Annotated in this window: 21 protein-coding genes and 1 pseudogene; 10 read left to right on the top strand and 12 right to left on the bottom strand. The window is 39.2% G+C overall.

Annotation, left to right across the window (positions count from 1 at the left end; genetic code table 11):
* Nucleotides 1-41: 41 nt before the first annotated feature.
* Both KTJ10_RS08910 and hcaR read right to left on the bottom strand, forming a co-directional pair.
* Nucleotides 42-719 (bottom strand): annotated as a pseudogene (locus KTJ10_RS08910) (DUF1345 domain-containing protein).
* 266 nt (nt 720-985) lie between these two features.
* Complete coding sequence (gene hcaR, locus KTJ10_RS08905; protein WP_005066014.1) at nt 986-1,891, bottom strand: DNA-binding transcriptional regulator HcaR; 906 nt, start codon at nt 1,889-1,891, stop codon at nt 986-988.
* A gap of 654 nt (nt 1,892-2,545) precedes the next feature.
* Between hcaR and KTJ10_RS08900 the strand changes: the two genes are divergently transcribed.
* Nucleotides 2,546-3,598 (top strand): MBL fold metallo-hydrolase, encoded by a 1,053-nt coding sequence (locus tag KTJ10_RS08900; protein ID WP_262441824.1) that lies wholly within the window; start codon nt 2,546-2,548, stop codon nt 3,596-3,598.
* Nucleotides 3,599-3,663: 65 nt separating this feature from the next.
* On the opposite strand, the gene katG is transcribed toward KTJ10_RS08900, so the two are convergent.
* The 3 genes from katG to KTJ10_RS08885 form a co-directional block, all read right to left on the bottom strand.
* Nucleotides 3,664-5,820 (bottom strand): catalase/peroxidase HPI, encoded by a 2,157-nt coding sequence (gene katG / locus KTJ10_RS08895; protein WP_126645039.1) that lies wholly within the window; start codon nt 5,818-5,820, stop codon nt 3,664-3,666.
* Nucleotides 5,821-6,337: 517 nt separating this feature from the next.
* Nucleotides 6,338-8,632 carry a phosphoenolpyruvate--protein phosphotransferase gene (ptsP, locus tag KTJ10_RS08890; RefSeq protein ID WP_046811459.1) on the bottom strand — a complete coding sequence of 765 codons (2,295 nt, stop codon included), beginning with the start codon at nt 8,630-8,632 and terminating at the stop codon, nt 6,338-6,340.
* Nucleotides 8,633-8,717: 85 nt separating this feature from the next.
* Entirely contained in the window at nt 8,718-9,203 is a 486-nt protein-coding gene (locus KTJ10_RS08885) for an RNA pyrophosphohydrolase (protein ID WP_000567255.1), read from the bottom strand.
* Between the two features lie 182 nt (nt 9,204-9,385).
* On the opposite strand from KTJ10_RS08885, the gene KTJ10_RS08880 reads away from it, so the two are divergent.
* The 3 genes from KTJ10_RS08880 (at nt 9,386) to KTJ10_RS08870 (ending at nt 12,469) form a co-directional block, all read left to right on the top strand.
* Nucleotides 9,386-10,036: an HAD family hydrolase gene (locus KTJ10_RS08880; protein WP_202724483.1), complete on the top strand. Its 651-nt coding sequence runs from the start codon at nt 9,386-9,388 to the stop codon at nt 10,034-10,036.
* A gap of 192 nt (nt 10,037-10,228) precedes the next feature.
* Nucleotides 10,229-11,668 (top strand): DUF2252 domain-containing protein, encoded by a 1,440-nt coding sequence (locus KTJ10_RS08875; protein WP_262441823.1) that lies wholly within the window; start codon nt 10,229-10,231, stop codon nt 11,666-11,668.
* A 54-nt stretch (nt 11,669-11,722) separates the two neighbouring features.
* The gene (locus KTJ10_RS08870) at nt 11,723-12,469 is read left to right on the top strand and encodes a sporulation protein (protein ID WP_002115100.1); all 747 of its coding nucleotides are present in this window, start codon (nt 11,723-11,725) and stop codon (nt 12,467-12,469) included.
* A 29-nt stretch (nt 12,470-12,498) separates the two neighbouring features.
* Here the strand turns inward: KTJ10_RS08870 and KTJ10_RS08865 are convergent, their stop codons facing one another.
* Both KTJ10_RS08865 and KTJ10_RS08860 read right to left on the bottom strand, forming a co-directional pair.
* A complete protein-coding gene (locus KTJ10_RS08865) occupies nt 12,499-13,362 on the bottom strand; it encodes a LysR family transcriptional regulator (protein WP_262441822.1) in 864 nt (287 codons plus the stop codon).
* A 115-nt stretch (nt 13,363-13,477) separates the two neighbouring features.
* Entirely contained in the window at nt 13,478-13,732 is a 255-nt protein-coding gene (locus KTJ10_RS08860; protein WP_262441821.1) for a DUF2061 domain-containing protein, read from the bottom strand.
* 237 nt (nt 13,733-13,969) lie between these two features.
* Between KTJ10_RS08860 and leuC the strand changes: the two genes are divergently transcribed.
* The 4 genes from leuC to leuB all read left to right on the top strand — a co-directional run bounded on the left by leuC (nt 13,970) and on the right by leuB (nt 17,869).
* Nucleotides 13,970-15,388, top strand: a complete 1,419-nt coding sequence (gene leuC, locus KTJ10_RS08855; protein WP_002115007.1) for a 3-isopropylmalate dehydratase large subunit — start codon at nt 13,970-13,972, stop codon at nt 15,386-15,388.
* Nucleotides 15,389-15,406: 18 nt separating this feature from the next.
* On the top strand, nt 15,407-16,054 hold the full coding sequence (gene leuD / locus KTJ10_RS08850; protein WP_202745033.1) for a 3-isopropylmalate dehydratase small subunit: 648 nt from the start codon (nt 15,407-15,409) through the stop codon (nt 16,052-16,054).
* Between the two features lie 112 nt (nt 16,055-16,166).
* Entirely contained in the window at nt 16,167-16,751 is a 585-nt protein-coding gene (locus KTJ10_RS08845) for a hypothetical protein (RefSeq protein ID WP_069141732.1), read from the top strand.
* A gap of 38 nt (nt 16,752-16,789) precedes the next feature.
* Complete coding sequence (gene leuB, locus KTJ10_RS08840; protein WP_002114882.1) at nt 16,790-17,869, top strand: 3-isopropylmalate dehydrogenase; 1,080 nt, start codon at nt 16,790-16,792, stop codon at nt 17,867-17,869.
* Between the two features lie 53 nt (nt 17,870-17,922).
* Here the strand turns inward: leuB and KTJ10_RS08835 are convergent, their stop codons facing one another.
* Complete coding sequence (locus tag KTJ10_RS08835) at nt 17,923-18,330, bottom strand: hypothetical protein (protein WP_262441820.1); 408 nt, start codon at nt 18,328-18,330, stop codon at nt 17,923-17,925.
* 175 nt (nt 18,331-18,505) lie between these two features.
* Here KTJ10_RS08835 and KTJ10_RS08830 point away from each other — a divergent pair, with 175 nt between their 5' ends.
* Nucleotides 18,506-18,877, top strand: coding sequence for a lysozyme inhibitor LprI family protein (locus KTJ10_RS08830; protein WP_199977386.1), 372 nt, complete (start codon nt 18,506-18,508; stop codon nt 18,875-18,877).
* 51 nt (nt 18,878-18,928) lie between these two features.
* Here KTJ10_RS08830 and infA read toward each other — a convergent pair whose 3' ends face one another.
* A complete protein-coding gene (gene infA, locus KTJ10_RS08825; RefSeq protein ID WP_001284370.1) occupies nt 18,929-19,150 on the bottom strand; it encodes a translation initiation factor IF-1 in 222 nt (73 codons plus the stop codon).
* A 263-nt stretch (nt 19,151-19,413) separates the two neighbouring features.
* On the opposite strand from infA, the gene KTJ10_RS08820 reads away from it, so the two are divergent.
* Entirely contained in the window at nt 19,414-20,424 is a 1,011-nt protein-coding gene (locus KTJ10_RS08820) for an AraC family transcriptional regulator (RefSeq protein WP_005066032.1), read from the top strand.
* 26 nt (nt 20,425-20,450) lie between these two features.
* On the opposite strand, the gene truA is transcribed toward KTJ10_RS08820, so the two are convergent.
* The 3 genes from truA to KTJ10_RS08805 are packed head-to-tail and all read right to left on the bottom strand — an operon-like array spanning nt 20,451 to nt 23,586.
* Nucleotides 20,451-21,248 (bottom strand): tRNA pseudouridine(38-40) synthase TruA, encoded by a 798-nt coding sequence (gene truA / locus KTJ10_RS08815; RefSeq protein ID WP_199992558.1) that lies wholly within the window; start codon nt 21,246-21,248, stop codon nt 20,451-20,453.
* Between the two features lie 14 nt (nt 21,249-21,262).
* Complete coding sequence (locus KTJ10_RS08810; RefSeq protein WP_199977390.1) at nt 21,263-22,234, bottom strand: asparaginase; 972 nt, start codon at nt 22,232-22,234, stop codon at nt 21,263-21,265.
* A 59-nt stretch (nt 22,235-22,293) separates the two neighbouring features.
* A complete protein-coding gene (locus KTJ10_RS08805) occupies nt 22,294-23,586 on the bottom strand; it encodes a hypothetical protein (protein ID WP_262441811.1) in 1,293 nt (430 codons plus the stop codon).
* Between the last annotated feature and the right edge of the window lie 27 nt (nt 23,587-23,613).

Genomic DNA, 23,613 nt, shown 5'->3' with positions numbered 1-23,613 from the left:
GTCACCCAAAAGGGTGGCTTTTTTGTTTTTAACTAAAGGTTTTAATTGGTAAGAAAGCCAGCAGCAACGTTAATGCAGATCGCTAAAATGGTGGTATTAAATCCAAAAGACAACACAGCGTGGAATAAGTTTAAAAGACGCATATGCTTGGTGGTAATTGACACGTCCGCAGTTTGAGCAGAAGTACCAATAATATAACTAAAATATAGAAAATCAGGATAAGTTGGCTGTTTTGTGCCAGGGAAATCTAACCCTCCATTTTCCTCATTTCTAGATAAAGCCATATAAAAATCATGGGCATAATGTAGAGCAAAAACGGTATGCATAAAAAGCCATGCAGACACAATGGTGAGCAAAGCTAAAGCCACATGACCTAACTTTGCAGAACTGTCAGAAGGGAGCTGTGACAGTTGAATTAGAATAGCAACCAAACACATGATTAATGCCAATAAAACAATCAGCATAATGACCCATTTGCTTTCATCTTGTTTTTTTGCTTGCTGTTGCATTTGTGAATGGTCGGCACTTTTCATGAGTTGCCAAACATGTAGTAAATATATGCTAACGGAAGCATTCCAGCTGACTAATAAAATAGTTGACCATTTCCATGACGTTAACTATGTCAAAATACCGGCTGTGACAATACCTATGAATAAAGCAATAAAGAAATGTGGGCGGTTTTGTACACTACGTCCTAGATGTTGAAATACGCCAACCATTTTCCTAGTCTCCTTTATTACACGGGAAATATATTATTTTTTATTAAATGGTGAAAATAATATATGGTTTTATATAGATTTTATTTCAATTCTTTTCATTTATATTCATGAGATATTTAATTTTACCTATTAGATAAAATAGGATATTACCGCGGATTAAACTGTTTATAAAAAGTATAAAATAAATAGAAGGAATATTTATTTATACTTTTTTATAAAGATGATCTTATTAATCATGCGCTTAATAATAAAATTATTCGTAATAATTAAGCGTGGTTTAAGTTTTTATCTAAATGAAATACTTTAGTGAGCTGGTCAATGAATTTTTGAACGCCTAAAGACTGTGAGTTTTTACGATAGTTTACGAATAAATCAAGTGTTGGTAAGTCGACATCAAGTGGACGAACTATCGTGTTTTTGATGCCTAAAGGCGCAACATAGGCAGGTAAAATTGTACAGCCTAATCCAGAACCAAGAGAGTTAATGTTGAACAATATGCTATCTGCTTTTTGAACAATATTCAGTTCGATGTTATGAGTTTTAGCGAAATCTAAAATGGTGTTATGTAAGGTTTGTGATTGTTCGGCTGCCGGAATGATAAAGTCAATACCTTGTAAAGCATGGACTGGGATTCGATCATATTGAGCAAGTGGATGATTTTTAGGAAGTAAGAAAATCAGGGGTTCAGTTAAAACAAATTGGCTTTGTATTTCATCACTATCTGTATTTTCACGGGTAAACGTAATGTCCAGCTCTCCTTTTTTTAAGGCTTTAAGCTGTTCAGTATTGTTTAAATTAGATAGTTCAATAGTAAGGTCGGGGTGTTGTAGTCGAAGATTAGGAAGTACATAAGGGAAAATTTTCATTTCTGCGATGGGAACGAAACCGATACGTAACAATTGCTGTTTAGCCTTAGAAACTTGTCGTGCCATAGCGACCGCTTTTTCAGCCTGAGCGAGGGTGAGTCGAGCATGTTCTAAAAATACTTCGCCTTCTTCTGTTAACTCAACTTTGCGTTTTGTGCGGTTTAAAAGTCGTACACCAACGTCTTCTTCTAAATCTTTAATTTGTTGGCTAAGAGAGGGCTGTGCAGTAAAAAGTTTAAGAGCGGCTTTACTAAAATTTAATTCTTCAGCAACGGTAATGAAATATCGGAGATGGCGTAGTTCCATAAGACTAATCCAAAAAATGTCTTACTATGATTTAAGTGAAGTATAAAGCATAAATAGATATAGCGTGAAGGTGATTTAGGTATTTATAAAATAAATGGAATTTTAATTTTCATTAAAGATTTAATATGGGAATATAAGCTCAAATAATTCATAAAATATATTAATAATTAAATAATAAATACATTATTTTTAATTAATCAAAGAATTTTTTAAAGGATTTAAATATTCATTTAAGAAATTCTCATATTATGCAAAAACTAGAATAATAAAATAAATTTATAACCTAGAGGTCGCTAAGATCTACCCAAATGTAATTGTTACTAAATATATTGTTTTCATTGCACAGAAGAATCTTAAGTTAAAAATTACGGGCGACAAAGATGAAATAGACAGGTTCTATGGCGGCTTTTCGTCATCTTCTAATTGTTATGTTATACAAGAAGTCTTAGTAAGAATGGTAATTACTGACGCATAAACTCAACACATCTAAGTGCTTTTTATGGCACTCTAATTTAACTTAGGTTGGCTATGACCACGATAAAATGGATATTTATATGATAAATAAGTGTAAGTGCCATAGCTTAATTTGTTTTAATCGTTAAGATAGAAACCTGATCACATCCATTCTGCTGATGCTAAAACATAGAAAAGCCCATGAAAGACAAGCCGACATTAACATATCAATTGCCGACTCAGTCCTGTTGGACGCATACATGGATAAAACCTCCTTTTTGTCATCCCGAGTCTGGGCATGAAACGGATACACGTTTTTATAATCAACAGCCTAAGTCACCTGCTCGTGGCTCAAAAGAGTTATTGCGTTGGTTAGTTACGCGTGAGTCTTTTACATGGAAAGTGGATATTCAAAATGAATATGAAACTCGTGTAAATACGGCTGTAGCTTTGCCGCAAAATCGACCTCAGGCAGATCTGGATGATTGGCAAGTCTGGTTCGTTGGGCATGCAACGGTATTGGTTCAGATTGGTCCTTATAACTTTATTACCGACCCAGTGTGGTGTGATTATGCAAGTCCTTCACAAGGGCGTGGCCCACGCCGTGTATGCCCAGCAGGTTTTGCACTAGAACAATTACCGACGATTCATGGAGTTTTGCTCAGTCATAATCATTATGACCATATGGACTTGGCGACACTTGAATGGCTACATAAAAAATTCGCAATGCCAATTTACACTGGACTTGGGAATGGGTTTTATCTACCTAAAGAGTTTCATGTCATTGAGATGGATTGGTGGCAAGAAATTCCCTATCACGAATTAAGAATAATCTATACACCTGCACAGCATGGTTCAGGCCGTGGTTTACGCGACCAGAATAAGGCACTTTGGGGCGGCTTTTCGGTTGTGGCTAAAACAGGTCATTGTTTCTTTGCGGGTGATACCGGTTATGCGGGTCATTTTAAGCAAATACATGCTCGTTATGGCGCACCGCGAGTTGCCTTACTTCCAATAGGTGCTTATGAACCTCGTAAGTTAATGAGCTATGTTCATATGAATCCTCAAGATGCTGTTCATGCTCATTTAGATTTACAAGCTCATCGTTCTCTTGCAATTCATTATCGAACTTTTCAGTTAACTGATGAAGATCGAGAAGATCCAGAACATGCTTTAGCTCAAGCAATTAAAGCTTCATCAAAGCTTGCTAATCCCTTTTACTGCATTCGGGAAGGGCATAAATTGACTGTCTAAAACTCGGTTACTTTATATTAAAAAGCCAGTTCAAATTGAACTGGCTTTTATTATTTTGACTTTAATTAAGCTAAGTCAAAACGATCAAGGTTCATCACTTTAGTCCATGCTGCGACAAAGTCTTGAACAAATTTTTCTTTACCATCTGCCTGAGCATAGACTTCGGCCAACGCACGTAAGATTGAGTTTGAACCGAAGACTAAATCATTACGCGTTGCGGTAAATTTTACTGCACCTGTTTTGCGGTCTTTGCCTTCAAATACTTCGCTTGTTGAATCGACAGGTGCCCATACAGTAGACATGTCGAGTAAGTTCGTAAAGAAGTCTGTACTGAGTACACCAACCTGTTGGGTAAATACACCATGTTGCGAACCATCCCAGTTGGTGCCTAGTACACGTAAACCACCAATCAATGCAGTTAATTCTGGTGCAGTCAAAGTCAATTGTTGTGCTTTATCAATTAATAATGCCTCAGTTGCTGCACTGACTCCCTCTTTTTTCCAATTCCTAAAACCATCTGCAAGGCCGAGAAGTAATTGGAAAGATTCGACATCGGTTTGACTTTGTAATGCATCAACGCGACCAGGAGCAAATGGAACACTAATATTAAAGCCCGCCGCTTGAGCGGCTTGCTCTACACCAATGTTACCTGCAAGTACAATTAAGTCAGCCAGTGACAATTGGGTAGATGCTTTGAGTTCTTCAATTTTAGTTAAAGTCTCAACAGCTTTTTTATTTACTTCCCAACCACGTTGTGGTGATAAAGCAATACGTGCACCGTTTGCACCACCGCGTTTATCTCCACCGCGGAATGTTGATGCGGAAGCCCAACCAAGCGAAACCAATTCGCCAGCAGATAGCCCTAGTGCAACGATTTTTGCTTTTGCATCAGCAATGCTTGCAGCAGATGGTATAGCGCTCGCAGCTGGTAATGGATCTTGCCAAATTAAATCTTCAGCAGGAACCTCTGGACCTAAATAACGTGCTTTTGGACCCATATCACGGTGAGTTAATTTAAACCATGCTCGAGCAAAAGCATTCGCGAAAGCTTGTGGGTCGTTAAGGAAACGACGAGAGATCTTTTCAAACTCAGGGTCAAAACGTAAGGTCAAATCTGTAGTAAGCATCGTTGGCTTACGTTTAATTGACGGGTCGAAAGGATCGGGGATGATCGCTTCAGCATCTGCCGCTACCCATTGAATTGCACCAGCCGGTGAGCGCTCTTGTACCCACTCGTATTTAAACAGGTTTTCAAAGAAGTAGTTGCTCCATTGTGTTGGCGTTTGTGACCAAATGACTTCTAAACCTGAAGTGATTGCATCTTTACCGACACCTGTACCAAAGCTACTTGACCAGCCAAAGCCCATCTGTTCAATTGGTGCTCCCTCTGGATCAGCTTGAACGTGGTCGGCAGAGCCAGCACCATGGGTTTTACCTAAAGTATGGCCACCGGCAATTAAAGCAACAATTTCTTCGTCGTCCATTGCCATGTTGCCGAAAGTGGCACGGATAAATGGTGCAGCTGATTTAGGGTCACCGCTGGCTTGTGGACCTTCAGGGTTTACATAAATTAGACCCATTTCGGTTGCAGCTAAATTGCTACCTTCTAGTGCTTCAGAGTTTCGATGAGCTAACCATTCTTTTTCATCACCCCAGTTTACATCGTTGTCTGGCTCCCAAACATCTTCACGACCTGCACCAAAACCAAAGGTACGGAAGCCCGAAGATTCAAGTGCGATGTTTCCAGCAAGAATAAATAAATCTGCCCACGATATTTTTTGACCGTATTTTTGCTTAACTGGCCATAGTAAGCGGCGCGCTTTATCTAAGCTTGCATTGTCAGGCCAACTATTTAATGGCGCAAAACGTTGTTGACCACGACCAGCACCGCCACGACCATCGCCCATACGATATGTACCGGCAGCATGCCATGCTAAGCGAATAAATAGGCCTGTATAATTTCCCCAATCGGCTGGCCACCAATCTTGGGAATCTGTTAACACATTTTTGATATCAGCTTTGAGTGCGTAATAGTCGAGTTTTTTAAATTCTTTACGGTAATCAAAATCTTTACTGAGTGGATTAGAGCGTTCTGAATGTTGGTTTAGTAAGTCAACGCGTAGTTGTTTTGGCCACCAATGTAAGCTAGGCGTGCCACCACCGATCGTTACCTCTGGTTTTGATTTATGGCCTGAAAAAGGGCATTTTGATTCGTCTGACATGGTTATATTCTCTCTGGGTAATAATTATTGAGCTCTTGATAAAGTAGTAGGGCTCATTTTCCTGGACTTTTGGGGGAAAACTCATGTTTATTAAATAAAGAAATGAGTGAACAAATGGTGAGAAAAACCGTTTAAAATTCTTTTCACTAAGATGTTGTCTCATGATTTTGTTATTTAATAATCCATCAGATTCCTTTAATTGTTATTCCTCCAATTTACTGTATGAAGGTTAAAAAACAAGAGGGAAAATCAGATGAAGGTTGTAAATAATGATGCATAGAATTACCTCTTCAATTGTTGGAACAACGTAAGATCTTTTAATAACGCTCTATAAACATAGTAAAAGTAGAAGTTTTATTTTTCAAATGGATTAAATTGTCAGTATTGATTTGAAAAACCGATTAAATTTTTGTTTAAAAAAGAAGATAAAATCGAATCCAAAGTTTTTATATTGAGTTGTTGTAGAAGCTCTCTCAAACAATAAAGGAGAGTATTACTCTCCTTTATTGTTTATGTATTAAACATTTACGATTCGATTCGATTTCACCATATCAGCTAAACCATGAGTTTTAAAATAATACTCAAGCCAGCTTTTTACGATGAGTGGATTATTCATTTTCATGACATCATCCAGCAATTTTTGTGCATCTGTCATAGGGACATGACAAATTGCTTTTCTTACTCGCAAAATGTTACTTGAACTCATCGAAAGGGTATTAAAGCCCATCGCCATGAGTAAAATTGCCGATAATGGATCACCTGCCATTTCACCACAAATACTTATTGGTTTTTTGTATTCATGACATTCTTTAACTAAGCGGGTTAGCGCACGTAGAATGGATGGGTGAAAGTGTGAGTAAACGTTTGCCACATGTGGATTATTACGGTCAACTGCAAGTAAATACTGTGTTAAGTCATTTGAACCGACCGAGAAGAAATCGACGAGTTCAGCAAACTCATCAATTTGTAGGAGGACGCTCGGTACCTCAACCATAATCCCAATTTTTGGTTTGGTAATTTTAACTTGCTCTTCTTCTTGCACTGCAATCCAGTCACGCTCAAGTAAATAAAGTACTTCTTCGACTTCACTGACTGTAGTGACCATTGGCAATAAAATATGCAAATTATTTAAACCAATACTGGCTTTGAGCATGGCGCGAATTTGCGAAGAAAAAATCTCGGGATGATCAAGCGTGAAACGAATACCACGCCAGCCTAATGCCGAGTTTTCTTCTTCAATACTGAAATACGGCAAATCTTTATCGGCACCAATATCCAGAGTTCGCATCACCACAGGTTTGTTGGCAAAGTGGCTCAACTGTTGACGATAGATTGCGCGTTGTTCTTCTTCACCTGGGAAACGTTCCCGTAACATGAATGGAATTTCACTTCGGTATAGACCTACGCCTTGAGCACCACGTTGTACTCCGCGTACTACGTCAATCATGAGACCCGTATTCACATAGAGCTGAACAGACACACCATCTGGAGTAATCGCTTCTTTGGTCTCGTATTGTTTGAGATCTTTTGCGATTTGCTCATCTTCTTTCTGAATTTCTTTATAGCGTTGGCGTAAACGACGTGGCGGATTAACAAAAACACGGCCCTGATAGGCATCCACAATCATTTCTGCATCATCAAGTGTGTTCACTGGCAGTTCAGTTACACCAACTACAGTTGGAATACCTAATGCACGGGCCACAATCACCATATGAGAGTTGGCCGCACCTTCGGATGTCACAATCGCTGCAATATTGTCTACCGGTAACTCTACAAGTGCCGCAGTACTAATCTCTTCACCAATTAAAATACTGTCTGGACTCAGTTCACGATGGCTAGAATCTTCTTCTTGCAAAGAGGCTAAAATACGTCGCCCTAAATCTTTAAGGTCGGAAACTCGTTCACGAAGATAATCATCTTCCATCTGTGCAAATAGGGCAGTATGTTTTTCAATGACACGACGCACCGCACCTTGTGCCCAATGTCCGTCACGGATGAGTTCTTTAATTTCTGCTGGTAATGCATTTTCATCTAGCATTCTTAAGAAAACACTAAATAAAGCGCGCTCTTCGGCCATGAGTGAATCATGCATTTTTTCATCCAGAGAGCGAATCTCTGAACGTACTGATGAAATGGCTTGATCTAAAATTCGAAGTTCATCGCTAATATCTTCTGCTTCACGATCAGGCACAGAACCCAAATCGGCAGGCGGATATAAAATAATAGCGCGACCTAAAGCAACGCCACCTGCACCTGAAGCACCCTGGAAGGTTTTATAGGCAGGTCCATTACTCGGCTTACGAAATACGTCAATATTACCCACTGCATGAGCATGAGCAATAACGCCAGAAAGCTGAGCACATAGCGTAACTAAAAAGGACTCGGCAGCTTCACTAAAATCTTGAGGAAGTTTGTTTTGGACAACTAAAACACCCATAACCTTACGACGATACATGACTGGTACGCCGAGGAAAGAGTTATAAATTTCTTCGCCTGTTTCAGGTAAATACAAGAACCGCTCATGTTTTGGCGCATTGTCAAGGTTAACGATTTCTTCGCGTTGCCCGACCAGACCAACCAAGCCTTCACCGAGTTGCAAAGAAACATGGCCTACAGATTCTGGATTTAAGCCTTTAGAGGCCATTAAGACATAGCGCTGATTGCGTTCATCGAGTAAATAAATAGAGCAAACATCCACTTTCATGGCCTCAGCAACCTGATTAACCATGATGTCTAATGATTCATGCAAACTGACGGACGCATTAACCTCTTGGACAATGCGCCGTAGAGTGTCGAGTTGCATGTTTGACATGGATGTATACTCCAGTATTTTTTTAGACTATGAATGTATTTATAACAGCACTTTTAATAAAAATCATTTGCTAGATAAATGATTTTTAGGGTAATTGTTGCATCGGCAACTGTGTACACAACTCCACCATGGCTTTACGATAAACATCACGCTTGAAGTTCACCACTTGTCCAAGAGGATACCAATAGCTAACCCACTGCCATTCATCGAATTCGGGCGGGTCGGAAAGGTTTAACTGAATATTTTTTGCAGGCGCAGTTAATTTCAGTAAAAACCATTTTTGTTTCTGTCCGATACATACGGGGTCAGAGTCTGACCGAATGTACCGATGTGGCAAACGATAACGCAGCCATCCTTTGGTTTGCGCAATAATCTGGACATGTTCGGGCAATAAGCCGATTTCTTCTCTCAGTTCTCGAAAAAGTGCCTGTTCAGGGGTTTCTCCAAACTGGATGCCTCCTTGTGGAAATTGCCAAGCATTGTGACCAATGCGCTTTGCCCATAAAACCTGTCCATCATCGTTTGCCAAAATGATCCCGACATTCGGTCGGAAACCTTCTGAATCGATCATTTGGCTACCTAAATATTGTCTATATCGTTGACTTTAATCGCGGGGACAAACACTTTTTTATGTCCAGCTCGAAAAGATCAAAGTAAAATGTTTAAATTGCTACGATCTTAACGAATTTCTATCGACTAGCGGAGATAGATTTACATTTTTTTTCTTAAATTTCAGTTTAAACGAGAATTTTCATGAAACTGGCGTTGTTTGATTTAGACCATACCTTGTTAAATACCGATTCAGACCATTCTTGGGGTGAATTTTTAGTCAATGAAGGTTTGGTTGATCCGGTTCATCATCGTCAGATGAATGATAAATTTTATGAAGATTACAAAGCAGGGCAACTTGACCCATATGCTTATAATGAATTTGTTTTCGGATTTTTAACTCAGCATGGCAATGACTACTTAACTGAACTCCACCAATTGTTCATGCAAAAAGTCATTCGTCCGCAAATGCGTCCAAAAGGTTTTGATGCAATCAAAAAACATCAAGATTTAGGCCATACTATCGTGGGTATTACGGCAACAAGTGATTTTATTACTGCGCCGATTTTCCGTGAATTTGGGATTACCGAAATTTTAGCAACCAATGCTGAAGTGGCTGATGGAAAATATACGGGTAAAGTTGCTGGTTTAGCGTGTTATCAAAAGGGCAAACTTGCACGTTTAGATGCATGGTTGGAAGGCCGTAACGTGTCTGAGTCTTGGGCGTATTCCGATTCAATTAATGACCGTTTTTTACTTGAATATGCAACTCATGCGATTGCAGTAAACCCTGACGATCGTCTTGAAAAGCTGGCTCAAGAACACAATTGGGAAATTCAGGACTGGTCGATTTAAGATTATGGAGTTGGAAGAACAGTTTAAAAAGTTTTGAGGTCTTCCAACTCTTAAAGATATTTAAAATCATATTTTTAATATTCCTTATAAATCTTAGCTCCAAAAAGACATGGGTATGTCTAATAGAAAATAAATTTTATCTGGCTAAAGATATTCAGAATATAAAAACTTTAATTTAAAAATGAGGGAATAATGTCAAAAACAACACCAATTAAATTACCAAAACAACTTTGGAATGATGAAAGTATTGATTTAACACGTCATAGCTATCAGGGGAAATTACTTAATAAAAGCGAAGGTTTCAAATTAGGTAAGGCTCAACGTAAAAAAGTACCGCGTGAACAGCTATCAAAGCTTTCTGAACGACCAAAAGGTACAACTGCTTTAACGATCTATGATTGGAGTAACCAAGGTCGTTTAGAAAAACTCAAACCGATTCGCGCAAAACGGATGAGTGTTTCTCCATTTACATTTTATCGTGGCATGCCTTCTTTGATGCTATTTGACCAAGCGTGGGAGCTGGCAAATTCAGGCTTATTTCAACAGATTTGTGGTGATTGTCATTTAAGTAATTTTGGTGGTTTTGCAAGTCCAGAACGTAATTTGTTGTTTGGAATTAATGATTTTGACGAAACTTTAGTTGCCCCGTTTGAATGGGATGTAAAGCGTTTAGCAAGCAGTTTTGTGATTGCGGCGCGTGATATTCATCTTGCAGAGAAAGTCGGATTAAAAGCAATTAAAATAATGCTGAATAGTTATCGTCAGCACTTATTAGAAATTACAGAACTTTCACCACTCCAAGTTTGGTATGAAAAAGTTGATGCCAGTACATTATTAGAAAATACTGAGTGTCGAAAACTAAGAAAGAAACGCGAGAAGCATCTTGATTCAGCACAGAAAAGAACGGCGTACTCTGTTTTGCCCAAGCTTACGCAGCAAGATCAAGATACAGGATTTCGTCATTTTGTGGATGATGCGCCGTTATTATGGCATCCAAGTGCAAATGAGCCATTTGCTAAAGATGTTGATGTATTCTTTCAACAATACCGTGATTCTTTGAAATACGATCGCCAAGTACTTTTTGATCGTTATCAACGTACAGATGTAGCTTTGAAAGTGGTGGGTGTCGGAAGTGTTGGTACACGATCAGCGATTGCATTATTTCAGGATGCAGATCGGGAACCGTTAATTTTACAAATGAAAGAAGCGAATCCATCAATTCTCAGCCCGTTATTTGTAGACAAGGTAAATCACGAAGGTGAGCGCGTAGTGCATGGTCAGCAGCTTATGCAGGCTGCAAGTGATATATTTCTTGGGTTCTCTTCCATATCAAATCAACATTTTCATGTACGTCAGTTACGTGATATGAAAATTTCGGTTGATCTTAGTGACATGGATGATGAGTATTTCTATGAGTATGCCGAAAGTTGTGGTTTAGCCTTGGCTCATGCCCATGCTAAATCTGGAAATGCAGATGTACTTATGGGATATCTTGGCGAAGGTAATACGATTGTAGAAGTATTACAAACGTATGCAGAAGAATATGCAGAACGTAATCTAAATGACTATGATCAATTTATGAATGAAGTTGCAGATGGTAAGATTCAACTCGCTGGAGATGATGCACTTTAATAATAAGTATGCTGCTACAGATAACAGGAAATAATTCGAAAGGTTAGAGGAAAAATGTTTAGTAAAATTATGTCTGGTTTGGGTCTTCAAGGTGTAACGGTAGAAACTGTTTTACAGAACCCAAGCTTGCAAGCAGGCAGCACATTGCATGGGGAAATTAGCTTTAAAGGTGGATCATCTGATAAAGAGATTAATGGTCTTTATTTGCAATTGGTGACGATGGCAGAAGTCGAATCTGGTGATCATGAGTTTAACCAACCTTTAGTTTTACAAGAGTGGTTAGTGAACTCTCGATTCCTCTTGCCAGCCCATCAAGCGCATTCTTTCCCTTTTAGTATTCAACTACCATTTGAGACACCGATTACAGAGGTTGCTTGTCGAAGAAATGGTGCACGGGTTTGGATTCAAACCCATATGGATGTTGATTGGGGACTAGATGCGACTGATCGTGATTATCTAAAGGTTCTGCCAACTCCAGCCATGCAAATGTTTCTACAGGCTATGCAGCGATGTGGCTTCGTTCTATCGACAGTAGATGTAGAAAAAGGGCAGCTGACTGCGCGAAATTTTAGATCAACGATTGGTTGTTACCAAGAGCTTGAATTTGTCTCTTCACATATGTTTAGCGGATTTAATGAAGTTGAGGTATCTTTTGTTGCTGAACCTAATCAAACTCACGTTATGCTTGAAGTAGACCGCCATTTTCGATCAGATCAGCTATTAACGATGACGATTCCACACCATATGCTTGATGAAAACCAAATGGTGCAACAAATTCGAAGCCTCTTAAAGCTTGGATAAATTAAATTAGATGCTTAAATGAGAGCCTTTTATGCATCCTGCATCATTTTAATCAACTCCTGCATGGCTCTAGATTGAGTACGTGCAGGATGCCAAACCATACCTAATTGACGATTCATCTCAACATTTAAATCAAGCTGCTGCATATCCTGATTCAACAGAGTTTTTGGTAAAACTGACCAACCTAAACCAATTGACACCAACATACGAATAGACTCAAGAGGGTTATTGCTCATGGTGATTTTTGGTTTAAGTCCTTGTTTTTCAAACTCAGCTAAAGTGATTTGAGCAGTATAAGTTTGTGCAGCAGGTAATAAGCTTGGATATTCAATTAAATCTTGTAAGGTGAGATTCTTTTTTAGCGCCAACGGATGAAAAGGGGCTGCAACGAAAACTAAAGGATCATTCCAAATTGTAATGTAGTTAAGACGCTCATCTCCTGAAGGAGGAAGCGTTAAAAATGCTAGTTCTAAATCACCAGCCAATACTTGTTCATGGGCTTGCTCTGAGTCAACAAAATGCACATCTAGAGTGACTTGAGGAAATTGCTGAACAAAATGTTTAAGCGGTGCAGGTAAGTGATGTAAACCAATATGGTGACTCGTACCGACTTTCAAGCGGCCTTGTACCTGAGTTTGTTCATGGCTCAGCGTATGGTGAATATCACCCAGCTCATTTAACCAGTTTTTAACTTTAGGAAGTAAGGAATGTGCAGCATGAGTTGCCTGAACACCTCGACCAGCAGATTCGAATAGTTTTACGCCAAAATATTCTTCTAAGCTGTGAATTCGTTTGGTAACAGCAGGTTGAGTAATAAATAACTGATCTGCTGCCACAGAGATAGACCCTGTTTCCATAACTTTTACAAAAGCTTCAAAGGCTGCAAGATTCATAATACAACTCAACTTGGAATAGAAAAATCGAGGGGCTAAAGTTGCCGAGCCAAAATCGTATCATGCTTGCAGCAAAACGAGTGAGAAAGTTGTGAATTACCGCACTAATCTTAGCCTAAGCCGTTGTTTCTTTTTCAGCTAAGGTTGATACGCGGCGATCTTTAGCAGCCCAAACTTTTTCATGGAAGAAAAAAGCAAAAGCTTGTACGGTTGGTTCAAGCATACTTAATGTTAAAGCCATCCAGATATTACCTGTTACAAAGTATGCGACTAGCATTGCGACAGTAATATGCATAATGTAATAGCTTAAGGTTTTCTTTAAGGTACGTTGATTATTTATAAAGAATTTTTGGATGTTAGCCATAATCATTCTCTTTAGCCACTTTAGATATTTTTAGTATAGGCATTAGAGTATAAGATTAAAAATTGATTATGCAAATGATAATCATTAACAAAAACGATTTATTAAATTTGATGTACCTTATGGAAATTATAATTTATTCCAAAAAGTTTTCTAATTTATAAAAATGATAAATTAGATTTATGTGAAACTCTGGCTATAATCGAAGAAAGATCAGAATTACCCAGTCCAATGGAGCAAGACGACATGGCAGGCAAAACTTTATATGACAAATTGTGGGATGACCACGTTGTTTCACAGCGTGATGATGGCTCATGTTTACTATACATTGACCGTCATTTATTGCATGAAGTGACAAGTCCACAAGCATTTGAAGGTTTGCAACTTGCGGATCGTCAACCATGGCGTTTAAGTGCAAACGTTGCTACACCAGACCACAACGTTCCAACATCTAAAAAGGAACGTGACCAAGGCATCGCTGGTATTGAAGATGATACATCTCGTATTCAAGTTCAAACCTTAGATGACAACTGTAAAGCCTTTAATATTGTTGAGTTTAGTATTAATGATATTCGTCAGGGGATTGTGCATGTAGTTGGGCCTGAACAGGGCTTAACTTTACCGGGCATGACGGTCGTATGTGGCGATTCACATACAGCAACTCACGGTGCTTTTGGTTGCTTGGCGCATGGTATTGGGACATCTGAAGTTGAACATGTGTTAGCAACACAATGCTTGATTCAGAAAAAATCTAAAAACATGTTAGTTCGTGTAGATGGCGTATTGGGTAAAGGCGTAACACCAAAAGATGTTGTCTTGGCGATTATCGGTAAAATTGGTACTGCTGGTGGTACAGGCTATGCAATCGAATTCGGCGGCCAAGTTTTCCGTGATATGTCGATTGAAGGGCGTATGACGGTATGTAACATGGCGATTGAAGCAGGTGCTCGTGTCGGTATGGTTGCAGTTGATGACAAAACTATTGAATACGTGAAAGGCCGTAGCTACGCACCAAAAGGCGAGCAATGGGAACAAGCAGTTGCTTACTGGAACACATTGCATTCAGATGAAGATGCTGTGTTTGATGCTGTAGTTGAGTTAAATGGCGCAGAAATTGAACCACAAGTATCTTGGGGAACTTCACCAGAAATGGTTATTCCAGTTACTGAAGCTGTGCCAACTTTAGAACAAGCGAAAGATGACGTTCAACGTAATGATTGGACACGTGCTTATCAATATATGGGTTTAAATGCGGGTCAAGCATTAGCTGATATTCAGCTTGATCGTGTGTTTATTGGTTCTTGTACGAACTCTCGTATTGAAGACATCCGTGCTGCGGCTGAGGTGGTTAAGGGCCGTAAAGTGGCGTCTACCATTAAGCAAGCCATGATTGTTCCGGGTTCTGGTTTAGTCAAACAACAAGCTGAAAAAGAAGGCTTAGATAAAATCTTCTTGGAAGCAGGCTTTGAATGGCGTGAGCCGGGTTGTTCAATGTGTTTAGCAATGAATGCAGATAAATTACAACCAGGTGAACACTGTGCATCGACATCAAACCGTAACTTTGAAGGCCGTCAAGGCAATGGTGGTCGTACTCACTTGGTGAGCCCAGCAATGGCGGCAGCGGCTGCAATCGCAGGTCACTTCGTTGATGTTCGTTCATTTTAATTCGGTCTGGAGCAAACCATGAAAGCTTACACAGTTGAACAAGGTATCGTTGCACCATTAGATCGTGCCAATGTTGATACAGATTTAATTATTCCAAAACAGTTTTTGAAATCAATCAAACGTACAGGTTTTGGCGACAATTTATTTGATGAACTTCGTTATTTAGATGAAGGTTATCCAGGGCAAGACAATTCAGTACGTCCAAAAAATCCAGATTTTGTTTTAAACCAGCCACGTTACCAAGGAGCAACAGTTTTAATTGCTCGTACTAACTTTGGTTGTGGTTCAAGCCGTGAGCATGCGCCTTGGGCATTAAATGAATATGGATTCCGTACGGTTATTGCACCAAGCTTTGCTGATATTTTCTTTAATAACTGTTTCAAAAATGGCATGTTACCTGTCATTTTGCCAGAAGAAACAGTTGAGCAGTTATTTAAAGAATGTGCTGCTAATGAGGGATATCAATTAACAATTGATTTAGCCGCTCAAGAAGTACGTACTCCAACAGGTGAAGCATTTAAATTTGAAGTTGATCCATTTCGTAAGCACTGCTTGTTAAATGGATTGGATGATATTGGTTTAACTCTTCAAAATGCGGACGCAATTCGCGCTTATGAAGATAAAACTAAACAAGTTCGTCCTTGGGTATTCCAAGAGTTGAATTAACCTTTCGGTACATTTTAAACATAGCCATGGCGTAGCGTTCAAACTCTTGCTAACATGCTAAAGCATAAAAACACCTTAGAATTATGCACTAGATGAGGATTGGGCTTGAACAATGAAGAGGAACGTTACTCATAGCTTTTTGTTGAGCCTGTGCGCAATAACACTCAGTGCTTGTCAAAGCACTTACAATGTAGTGGATACTGTCCGCATTAAGCAGGCTGAACAAGAAAATTTGGGGCAGAATGCAGCAATATATTGTTCGGGCGCGAAGAGTTGTGAATTTGAACGACTAAATGATATTACTGTAGTGGATGCGCAAACACGAAGAATTAGTAATCAGGCAATTCATCAAGGGATTGTGAGATTACAAGGTTCAGTGCTTAGTCAAACTAACAGCTTATATTTATCTGTGCCTGCTAAACAATATGAAGTGGTGATTCGTTTCTATCCGATCTCTCCGGATCGTGCAGAAACATTTCATGTAATTCACCAGTTTAATGCTAACCATCGCTATACATTTAAAATGTACCGGGACAAATCTAATCGTTCGGGTAGTTTGCTGAATGTTTCTGTACCAGATCCATTATGTGTCGATTTAGAACAAGATGGGCGTGTCATCCGCCGTTTTTGTCGACCATTTGATGTTACAACAGGACTAGGTGAATTCCTTGAGCAGAAAAAACTAACACCGCGGTAGTTGTAGCACTGCTTGTCTTTGGAAAATGGAAAAAGTTCATGTCTAAACAGATTTTAATTTTAGCTGGTGATGGTATTGGTCCTGAAATTGTTGGGGCAGCAGAAAAAGTATTAAATACAGTAAATGAGAAATTTAATTTATCGTTAACTTGGGAACATGGTTTATTAGGCGGCGCGGCAATTGATGCGCATGGTGAACCGTACCCAGCAGTAACAAGTGAACAAGCAAAAAAAGCTGATGCAATTTTATTAGGTGCGGTAGGCGGACCAAAATGGGACACCATTGAGCGTTCTATTCGTCCTGAACGTGGTCTTTTAAAAATTCGTAGTGAACTTAACTTGTTTGCTAACTTGCGCCCAGCGATTTTATATCCGCAATTAGCAGATGCTTCTAGCTTAAAGCCTGAAATTGTTGCTGGCTTAGATATTTTAATTGTTCGTGAATTGACTGGAGGTATCTATTTCGGTCAGCCACGTGGTATCCGTGAACTCGAAAACGGTGAAAAGCAAGGTTATAACACTGATGTTTACTCTGAAAGCGAAATTAAGCGTATTGCAAAAGTAGCTTTTGAACTTGCAGGCTTACGTGGTGGAAAGGTTTGTTCTGTAGATAAAGCTAACGTTTTGGAAGTTACAGAGCTTTGGAAGCAAACAGTCACTGATTTGCAGCAAGCAAATTATTCAAATATTCAGCTTTCACATATGTATGTCGATAATGCTGCAATGCAACTTGTACGTGCGCCGAAGCAGTTCGACGTGATCGTAACGGGTAACTTGTTTGGCGATATCTTATCTGATGAAGCAGCGATGCTTACAGGTTCAATCGGTATGTTGCCATCGGCATCGTTAGATGAAAATGGCAAAGGTATGTATGAGCCTTGCCATGGTTCTGCACCTGATATTGCGGGTCAAAATGTGGCGAACCCATTAGCAACTATTCTTTCTGTTGCAATGATGCTTCGTTATACATTCCGTGAAGAAGCTGCTGCAAAAGCAATTGAAGATGCAGTAGGTCAAGTGCTTGATCAAGGTTTGCGTACAGCAGATATTATGTCTGAAGGTATGACAAAAGTAGGTACGGCTGAAATGGGTGAGGCTGTTGTAGCTGCTCTTGCTTAAAAGCTTATTACAAAAAAACGCAGCGTTGAGCTGCGTTTTTTTGTGCCAATGTTTTAGCAGGCTTTACCCTCATATAAGATTGACTCGGCAATGTCATTTTTAAGCTGAAAAATCACTTTGCAATTGAAATTAATATCATAAGAATTGCCGCTCAGATTTCCTGATTGGACAGGAATAGAACTTCCTTTCATATCAACATTACTCACCATCGGAATTGGAATGCTTAAAGGGCGCAATATTGTATAGATGAGCTGATTGGATGTTTTTTGCGGTGTATTGGCGACTTGAAAACCAAGACTACGTAGGTTGATATCTTGTTGAATGGTCGCCGAGGATTTACCTAAAAAGCCTTTTAAATATTCCTGTAAATCTACGGATTGACGTGGGTGGCTAGCACAACCGTTAAGAAAAATAATGATGAAAGATAATAAGCCAATTTGGCAGCGGGTATATATGTTCATTTTTCTCACTATATAAAATTATATTTATTATTAAAGAACAATAAGTTGTATTTACAAGCTTGTAAAGTAAAAAAGGAGGATTATGATAAATGGAAGGTAAATTTGTCTTTCGATTTATCAATTACATCCGAATCACTTTAATAATAATTTCATAGAAAACTTAAGGAAGAATAGTATGAGAAAAATAGTTTTTGCTTTTTTATGCGGCTTTGGCATGACTGTGGTGTATGCAGATAACTGTGATAGTGCCCGTAATACTTACGATGATATTTACTGTACAAATAAAATTTATGCGAGTGCTGATGCTGATCTGAATAAGAATTATCAAGCACTGCGAGTAAAGTTAAACACCGCGCAGAAAAATATTCTTAAGAAGTCTCAGCTTGCATGGATACGTCAACGTGACGCAGAGTGTACAGATTCAAATAGAAATAGTGTAGACGTGCAATGTCGTTTACAGACAACGCAAGAAAGAAACCATTGGCTGCAAGAAAGATTGCGCGAATGCCAAACGGTAGGATGTAAAACCAGTCGCTTAAATGAATAAAGGACGCAATAAAAAAGCCACATCATGAAGTGGCTTTTTTGCATTCACTAATTAGCGAGCACGGTACGTAATACGACCTTTAGTTAAGTCGTATGGAGTCATTTCGACTTTTACACTGTCACCAGTAAGAATACGAATATAGTGTTTACGCATTTTACCAGAAATGTGTGCAATAACTTCGTGACCGTTTTCAAGACGTACACGGAACATCGTATTAGGAAGCGTTTCGGTGACAACGCCTTCGAACTCAATGAGTTCCTCTTTATTGGCCATAGCCTACCTGATGATCAAATTGGAAAGGCGCAAATTATAGTCAATTTTTTTAAAAAAAACAAGATAGACACACTTCTGCTAAAGCATCTGGTTAAAGTATGACTAATAAAAAAAGATGTAATTTTTTTCACAAAAGAAGTGTAATTCTGTTGTCAGTTTGGTCAATCAACGCTAATCTAAAATCATAGTTATTAGGGACTGTTAATTGCATAAAGGTCAACAGCCCTAAATATCAATGAAGTATCTACATGGAAGGGCACTGCGTGGGTCAGCTAACAGATGCATCAGTTGTATTACGCTTTGGCTACCAAGCGATTCGTCGTGCGGGTTTGCCAACAGAAGAAATATTAACCAAAGCGGGAGTTGCTTTAAATCAGGTCGATACCAATGCACGTACACCGTTAAGTGCACAGTACGCCTTTTGGACTGCCGCTCAGGAAGTCAGTAAAGATCCAGATATCGGTCTGCATTTAGGTGAGCATTTGCCTTTGTATCGAGGGCAGGTGATTGAACATCTATTTATTAGTAGTGAAACTTTTGGTGAAGGTCTAAAACGGGCCTTAGCTTATCAGCGACTCATTAGTGATGCATTTGATGCAAAACTAGTCGTTGAGGAAGGGCGTTGTTATTTAACCAATGGTGAACAAATTGGTGCTGACAATCTCGTTAATCGCCATTTCTCTGAATGTGCAATTTCGGGCGTGCTTAGATTTTTTAAGTTCATTACTGAAGGGCAATTTCATCCTATCTTCATCGATTTTAATTTTAGCGAAGGAGCTTCTGAGGATGAATATTTCCGTGTATTTGGCTGCCCGGTTAGCTTAGGTCAGAAAGAGACACGTTTATATTTTGACCCAGCTATTTTGGATTTCCAGCTTTGGCAAGCAGAGCCTGAGTTATTGCAATTGCATGAGCAGCTCGCAATTGAGAAATTGCAGGAATTGGCTCGCTATGATTTGGTGGGGGAAGTTCGCCGTGCGATTGGTTCAACCCTCGAAAGCGGAGAAACAACTTTAGAAACGGTTGCTGCTCAGTTGAATATTACCCCGCGTCGCTTGCGCACTCAGCTCAGTGAGGCAAATACCAGTTTTCAGCAAATACTTTCTGACTATCGTTGTCGTTTAGCTAAAAAGCTTTTGGCAAATACCAATGAGAGTGTTGAACGTATTGTGTATTTAACAGGTTTCTCTGAACCAAGTACGTTCTATCGTGCATTTAAGCGTTGGACGAATGAAACACCTGTGGAATACCGCAAGCGTAAACAGCATCGCTAGATAAGTATATGTAAAGTTGGCTAAGCTTACTCAGGTAAGTTTAGCCAATGTGGCCCAAGTGGTGGCTGCGGCAAATCAAACTGCTCAGGATAATTACACTGAATAAAATAAAGGCCATCGGGTGGAGCAGTTACCCCAGCTGCCTTACGATCCTGCGCTGCAAACATTGCATCGATATGATCAATCTCATACATACCTTGACCAATTTCGAGTAAGCAACCGACAATATTACGCACCATGTGGTGTAAAAAACCATCTGCTTGAATATCTAAAACTAAATAGCGTCCATGTTCAAATAAACGGCAATGTTTTACATGACGAATAGGCTGGTTTGACTGGCATGCTGCTGCGCGGAAAGTTTCAAAGTTATGCGTTCCTTCGAACTTACTGGCAGCTTTAATCATCTTTTGCACATCTAGCTTTTGGTAAATGTGCGTAACTTGCTTATGTAATAGTGCTGGGCGATGCGGTGCGTTATAGATGATATAGCGGTAACGTCGAGCAGTCGCTTTAAAACGGGCATGAAAATTTTCATCCATCAGTTTAATCCACTGAATGGAAATATCTTTAGGTAGTTGGCTATTTGCCCCTCTTAACCACCCCGTTTCTGGACGAATAGCGTTTGTGTCGAAGTGCGCCACCATATTTGTTGCATGTACTCCCGCATCAGTACGCCCCGCACCGTGAAGTGCAATGGGTTCATCTGCAATTTTACTAAGTACACGCTCGATCGTTTCCTGAACGCTGGCAACGCCTGGCTGTTGTGTTTGCCAACCTCGGTATTGAACTCCGCTAAATTCAATACCGACTGCATAACGTTGCATAGCTTTACCTCTATTTAATGCAAATTTTCATTCCAATGGCTTAGCCATTGTTCTGGGGTTGGGTATTTTAAATAGATTTGAAGTGCTTTTGCATAGAGATCTGCATGACTATGTGCATCACTAATGACAATTTTTGCAGTTTTAGCCCAGGCACTAATCGCATAACGTTGATCAATACCACCGAATGTCACCTGAGTCGTAAGAATCGGAACGCAGCCACGTGCGTAAAGCTCATCTAATGTTGCGAGTAATTCTTGGTTTACTGCAATATTGCCAGTACCAAAACCTTGTAACACTAAAAAGTGTGGTGGGGCAGGAAGTAAGTGACGTAATTGCTGTACTAAGTGCTGTGTTGCAATCGGTTGCATCATCCAATTTAAAATCTGGAAGGAAGCAGCTCGTTCAATTTGAGCATCTTGTACGATCAATTCATTTTGCTGAGGTGTAAACTCAGCTTCACTAATTAACCCTGAGAATGCATCGAGTTCAGTCGTATGCGTTTTTAATGCAGTTTGCGCATGGAATACTTGATGGTGGAATGCGAGATAAGCTCCTACAGGTAGAACAATCACTTGTTCTAATGCAAGATATAAGTTTTCAATTGCATCCGTAAATTCACGGGTATTATCACCTTGAATATTAAGTAACGGATATTGGCTACCGGTAATCACAATATGACAGCTTTGGCCTAAAAAGCGAGCTAAGGTTGCAGCCGCATAACTGAGCGTGTCTGTACCATGAATAACAACGAAATGCTGGTAACCTTCAAGTTGTAGTTGTTGTATGCGTTGAATCAGGCGTAACCAGTCAGGTGCCGTACATGCACTGCTATCAACAATATTGGGTGCGGCAAAGCAGTCAACTGTTAAGTGTGGGGGAATCACTTTTTCAAGTTGAGGCAAGAATTGCTCATAAGGCATAGGAGCTAGAGGTTCACCAATGCAACCAAAAGTACCACCCATATAAAATAAGGCTATTTTTTTCATATTTTTTGCAGGCATAAAAAAGCAGTCATCTCTGACTGCTTATGGTAAATCGAACAGTTCTAAGAAGCTATGAGATTAAGTAAGTTTTTCGCGCGTTGTTGTTGTTCTGTGTTGAATTTTTGCTCATTGCTTGCCAATAAGGCTTGGGCTGCTGGGTAAGCGCCTAACTTGATATATTGCTCAGCCAGTTTTAAATCGAGTTCATTTTCATCTAACTGTTTTAACTCTGGAAAGGCTTCAAGAAGTGGATCTTTTATCTGATCTTGAACAGACTCTTTGCTTACTAAATCTATATGATTTTGAGTTTCAATCTCTGGCGCTATAACTAACGCAGACTCATCTAATGAGAACTCTAGAGGTGCGATTGGTGTCGTTTCTAATGGAGTTTGTTCTACTAATTTAAGCCCATCTAATGGTGGAACTTGTTCATTAGATTTCGACTCTGTATTTGGCGGATTTAATTCAAGATTAAAATCTAATGCATTGGCGTTATTCTCTTGATTTGCTGGTACTTCTACTACTTGAGTTTTTTCCTTGGTTTCATGTAAAGGTGCCAACTCAAAAGAAAACTCTAAATCAGCGAGATCGTTTTTTTCTTGAGATGACGATAAATCTAGTACTTCTTGCGATGTTGATAATTCTGGTTCGTGTACAGGTTGGCTAGTATTTTCTGTAACTGCAGTTTGTTCAAATGAAAAGTTAAATTCTAAAGGTTCAACTTCAACAGTGGGTTCTTGTTTTACAGGTGTATAGTCTTTCTGCAAGTCATCAAAAGAAGTTTCAGAAGAACTTGTTGTTAACTGATCAAACTGAGCAGTTGTGTCTGGAGTATCTTTGGGTTCTTCATATGTTTTAGCTTGAGGAAAATCAATAGCATCGGGTTGTCTTGATGACTCATATTCTTTTTTTCTAGCTTCTGCTTGAGTAGCTATTTCATTTAATGCCAAGCTGTGAATATGACTAACAAGTTGCTGAATCGCAAATTCATCTTTTTGAGCAATATGAATCTCAAGAAGTAATAAATACAGTTCATGTTGGGTATTATCTTTTTTCAGCGCCTGATTGACTTGAGCTTCAGCGGCTGAGAATTGTCTTTCTTGGATAAGTAGCTGAATCTTCTGACGAACAGCATCTGGAACAGGACTGCTTTGTGGAGTAGAGGGAATAGATTCTTCAACTACATTTACTTTAGTTTTTTCACGCGAGTTTTTAGTTGATTTAGAGTTCGCTTTTTTATTGGTTTTTCTATTTACCGTCTTCGGGGAAGTGGCCTCTTGTTTTTGATTATTCTCGCGCTTTTTTAAAACAACAGCGACCACGAGCAATATGATAAACGGAATCACATATAACATTACTTTCCCCTTAAAAAATAAATATTT

Source organism: Acinetobacter sp. WU_MDCI_Abxc222 (assembly GCF_025514755.1).
GTDB lineage: Bacteria > Pseudomonadota > Gammaproteobacteria > Pseudomonadales > Moraxellaceae > Acinetobacter > Acinetobacter geminorum.
The sequence above is the reverse complement of the archived record's forward strand: the minus strand, read 5'-3'. Positions and strand labels throughout refer to the sequence as shown.

Excerpts from the sequence above, each read along its gene's own strand:
- hcaR (WP_005066014.1), bottom strand. The coding sequence starts at position 1,891 with ATGGAACTACGCCATCTCCGATATTTCATTACCGTTGCTGAAGAATTA.
- KTJ10_RS08900 (WP_262441824.1), top strand. The coding sequence starts at position 2,546 with ATGAAAGACAAGCCGACATTAACATATCAATTGCCGACTCAGTCCTGT.
- katG (WP_126645039.1), bottom strand. The coding sequence starts at position 5,820 with ATGTCAGACGAATCAAAATGCCCTTTTTCAGGCCATAAATCAAAACCA.
- ptsP (WP_046811459.1), bottom strand. The coding sequence starts at position 8,632 with ATGTCAAACATGCAACTCGACACTCTACGGCGCATTGTCCAAGAGGTT.
- KTJ10_RS08885 (WP_000567255.1), bottom strand. The coding sequence starts at position 9,203 with ATGATCGATTCAGAAGGTTTCCGACCGAATGTCGGGATCATTTTGGCA.
- KTJ10_RS08880 (WP_202724483.1), top strand. The coding sequence starts at position 9,386 with ATGAAACTGGCGTTGTTTGATTTAGACCATACCTTGTTAAATACCGAT.
- KTJ10_RS08875 (WP_262441823.1), top strand. The coding sequence starts at position 10,229 with ATGTCAAAAACAACACCAATTAAATTACCAAAACAACTTTGGAATGAT.
- KTJ10_RS08870 (WP_002115100.1), top strand. The coding sequence starts at position 11,723 with ATGTTTAGTAAAATTATGTCTGGTTTGGGTCTTCAAGGTGTAACGGTA.
- KTJ10_RS08865 (WP_262441822.1), bottom strand. The coding sequence starts at position 13,362 with ATGAATCTTGCAGCCTTTGAAGCTTTTGTAAAAGTTATGGAAACAGGG.
- KTJ10_RS08860 (WP_262441821.1), bottom strand. The coding sequence starts at position 13,732 with ATGATTATGGCTAACATCCAAAAATTCTTTATAAATAATCAACGTACC.
- leuC (WP_002115007.1), top strand. The coding sequence starts at position 13,970 with ATGGCAGGCAAAACTTTATATGACAAATTGTGGGATGACCACGTTGTT.
- leuD (WP_202745033.1), top strand. The coding sequence starts at position 15,407 with ATGAAAGCTTACACAGTTGAACAAGGTATCGTTGCACCATTAGATCGT.
- KTJ10_RS08845 (WP_069141732.1), top strand. The coding sequence starts at position 16,167 with ATGAAGAGGAACGTTACTCATAGCTTTTTGTTGAGCCTGTGCGCAATA.
- leuB (WP_002114882.1), top strand. The coding sequence starts at position 16,790 with ATGTCTAAACAGATTTTAATTTTAGCTGGTGATGGTATTGGTCCTGAA.
- KTJ10_RS08835 (WP_262441820.1), bottom strand. The coding sequence starts at position 18,330 with ATGAACATATATACCCGCTGCCAAATTGGCTTATTATCTTTCATCATT.
- KTJ10_RS08830 (WP_199977386.1), top strand. The coding sequence starts at position 18,506 with ATGAGAAAAATAGTTTTTGCTTTTTTATGCGGCTTTGGCATGACTGTG.
- infA (WP_001284370.1), bottom strand. The coding sequence starts at position 19,150 with ATGGCCAATAAAGAGGAACTCATTGAGTTCGAAGGCGTTGTCACCGAA.
- truA (WP_199992558.1), bottom strand. The coding sequence starts at position 21,248 with ATGCAACGTTATGCAGTCGGTATTGAATTTAGCGGAGTTCAATACCGA.
- KTJ10_RS08810 (WP_199977390.1), bottom strand. The coding sequence starts at position 22,234 with ATGAAAAAAATAGCCTTATTTTATATGGGTGGTACTTTTGGTTGCATT.
- KTJ10_RS08805 (WP_262441811.1), bottom strand. The coding sequence starts at position 23,586 with ATGTTATATGTGATTCCGTTTATCATATTGCTCGTGGTCGCTGTTGTT.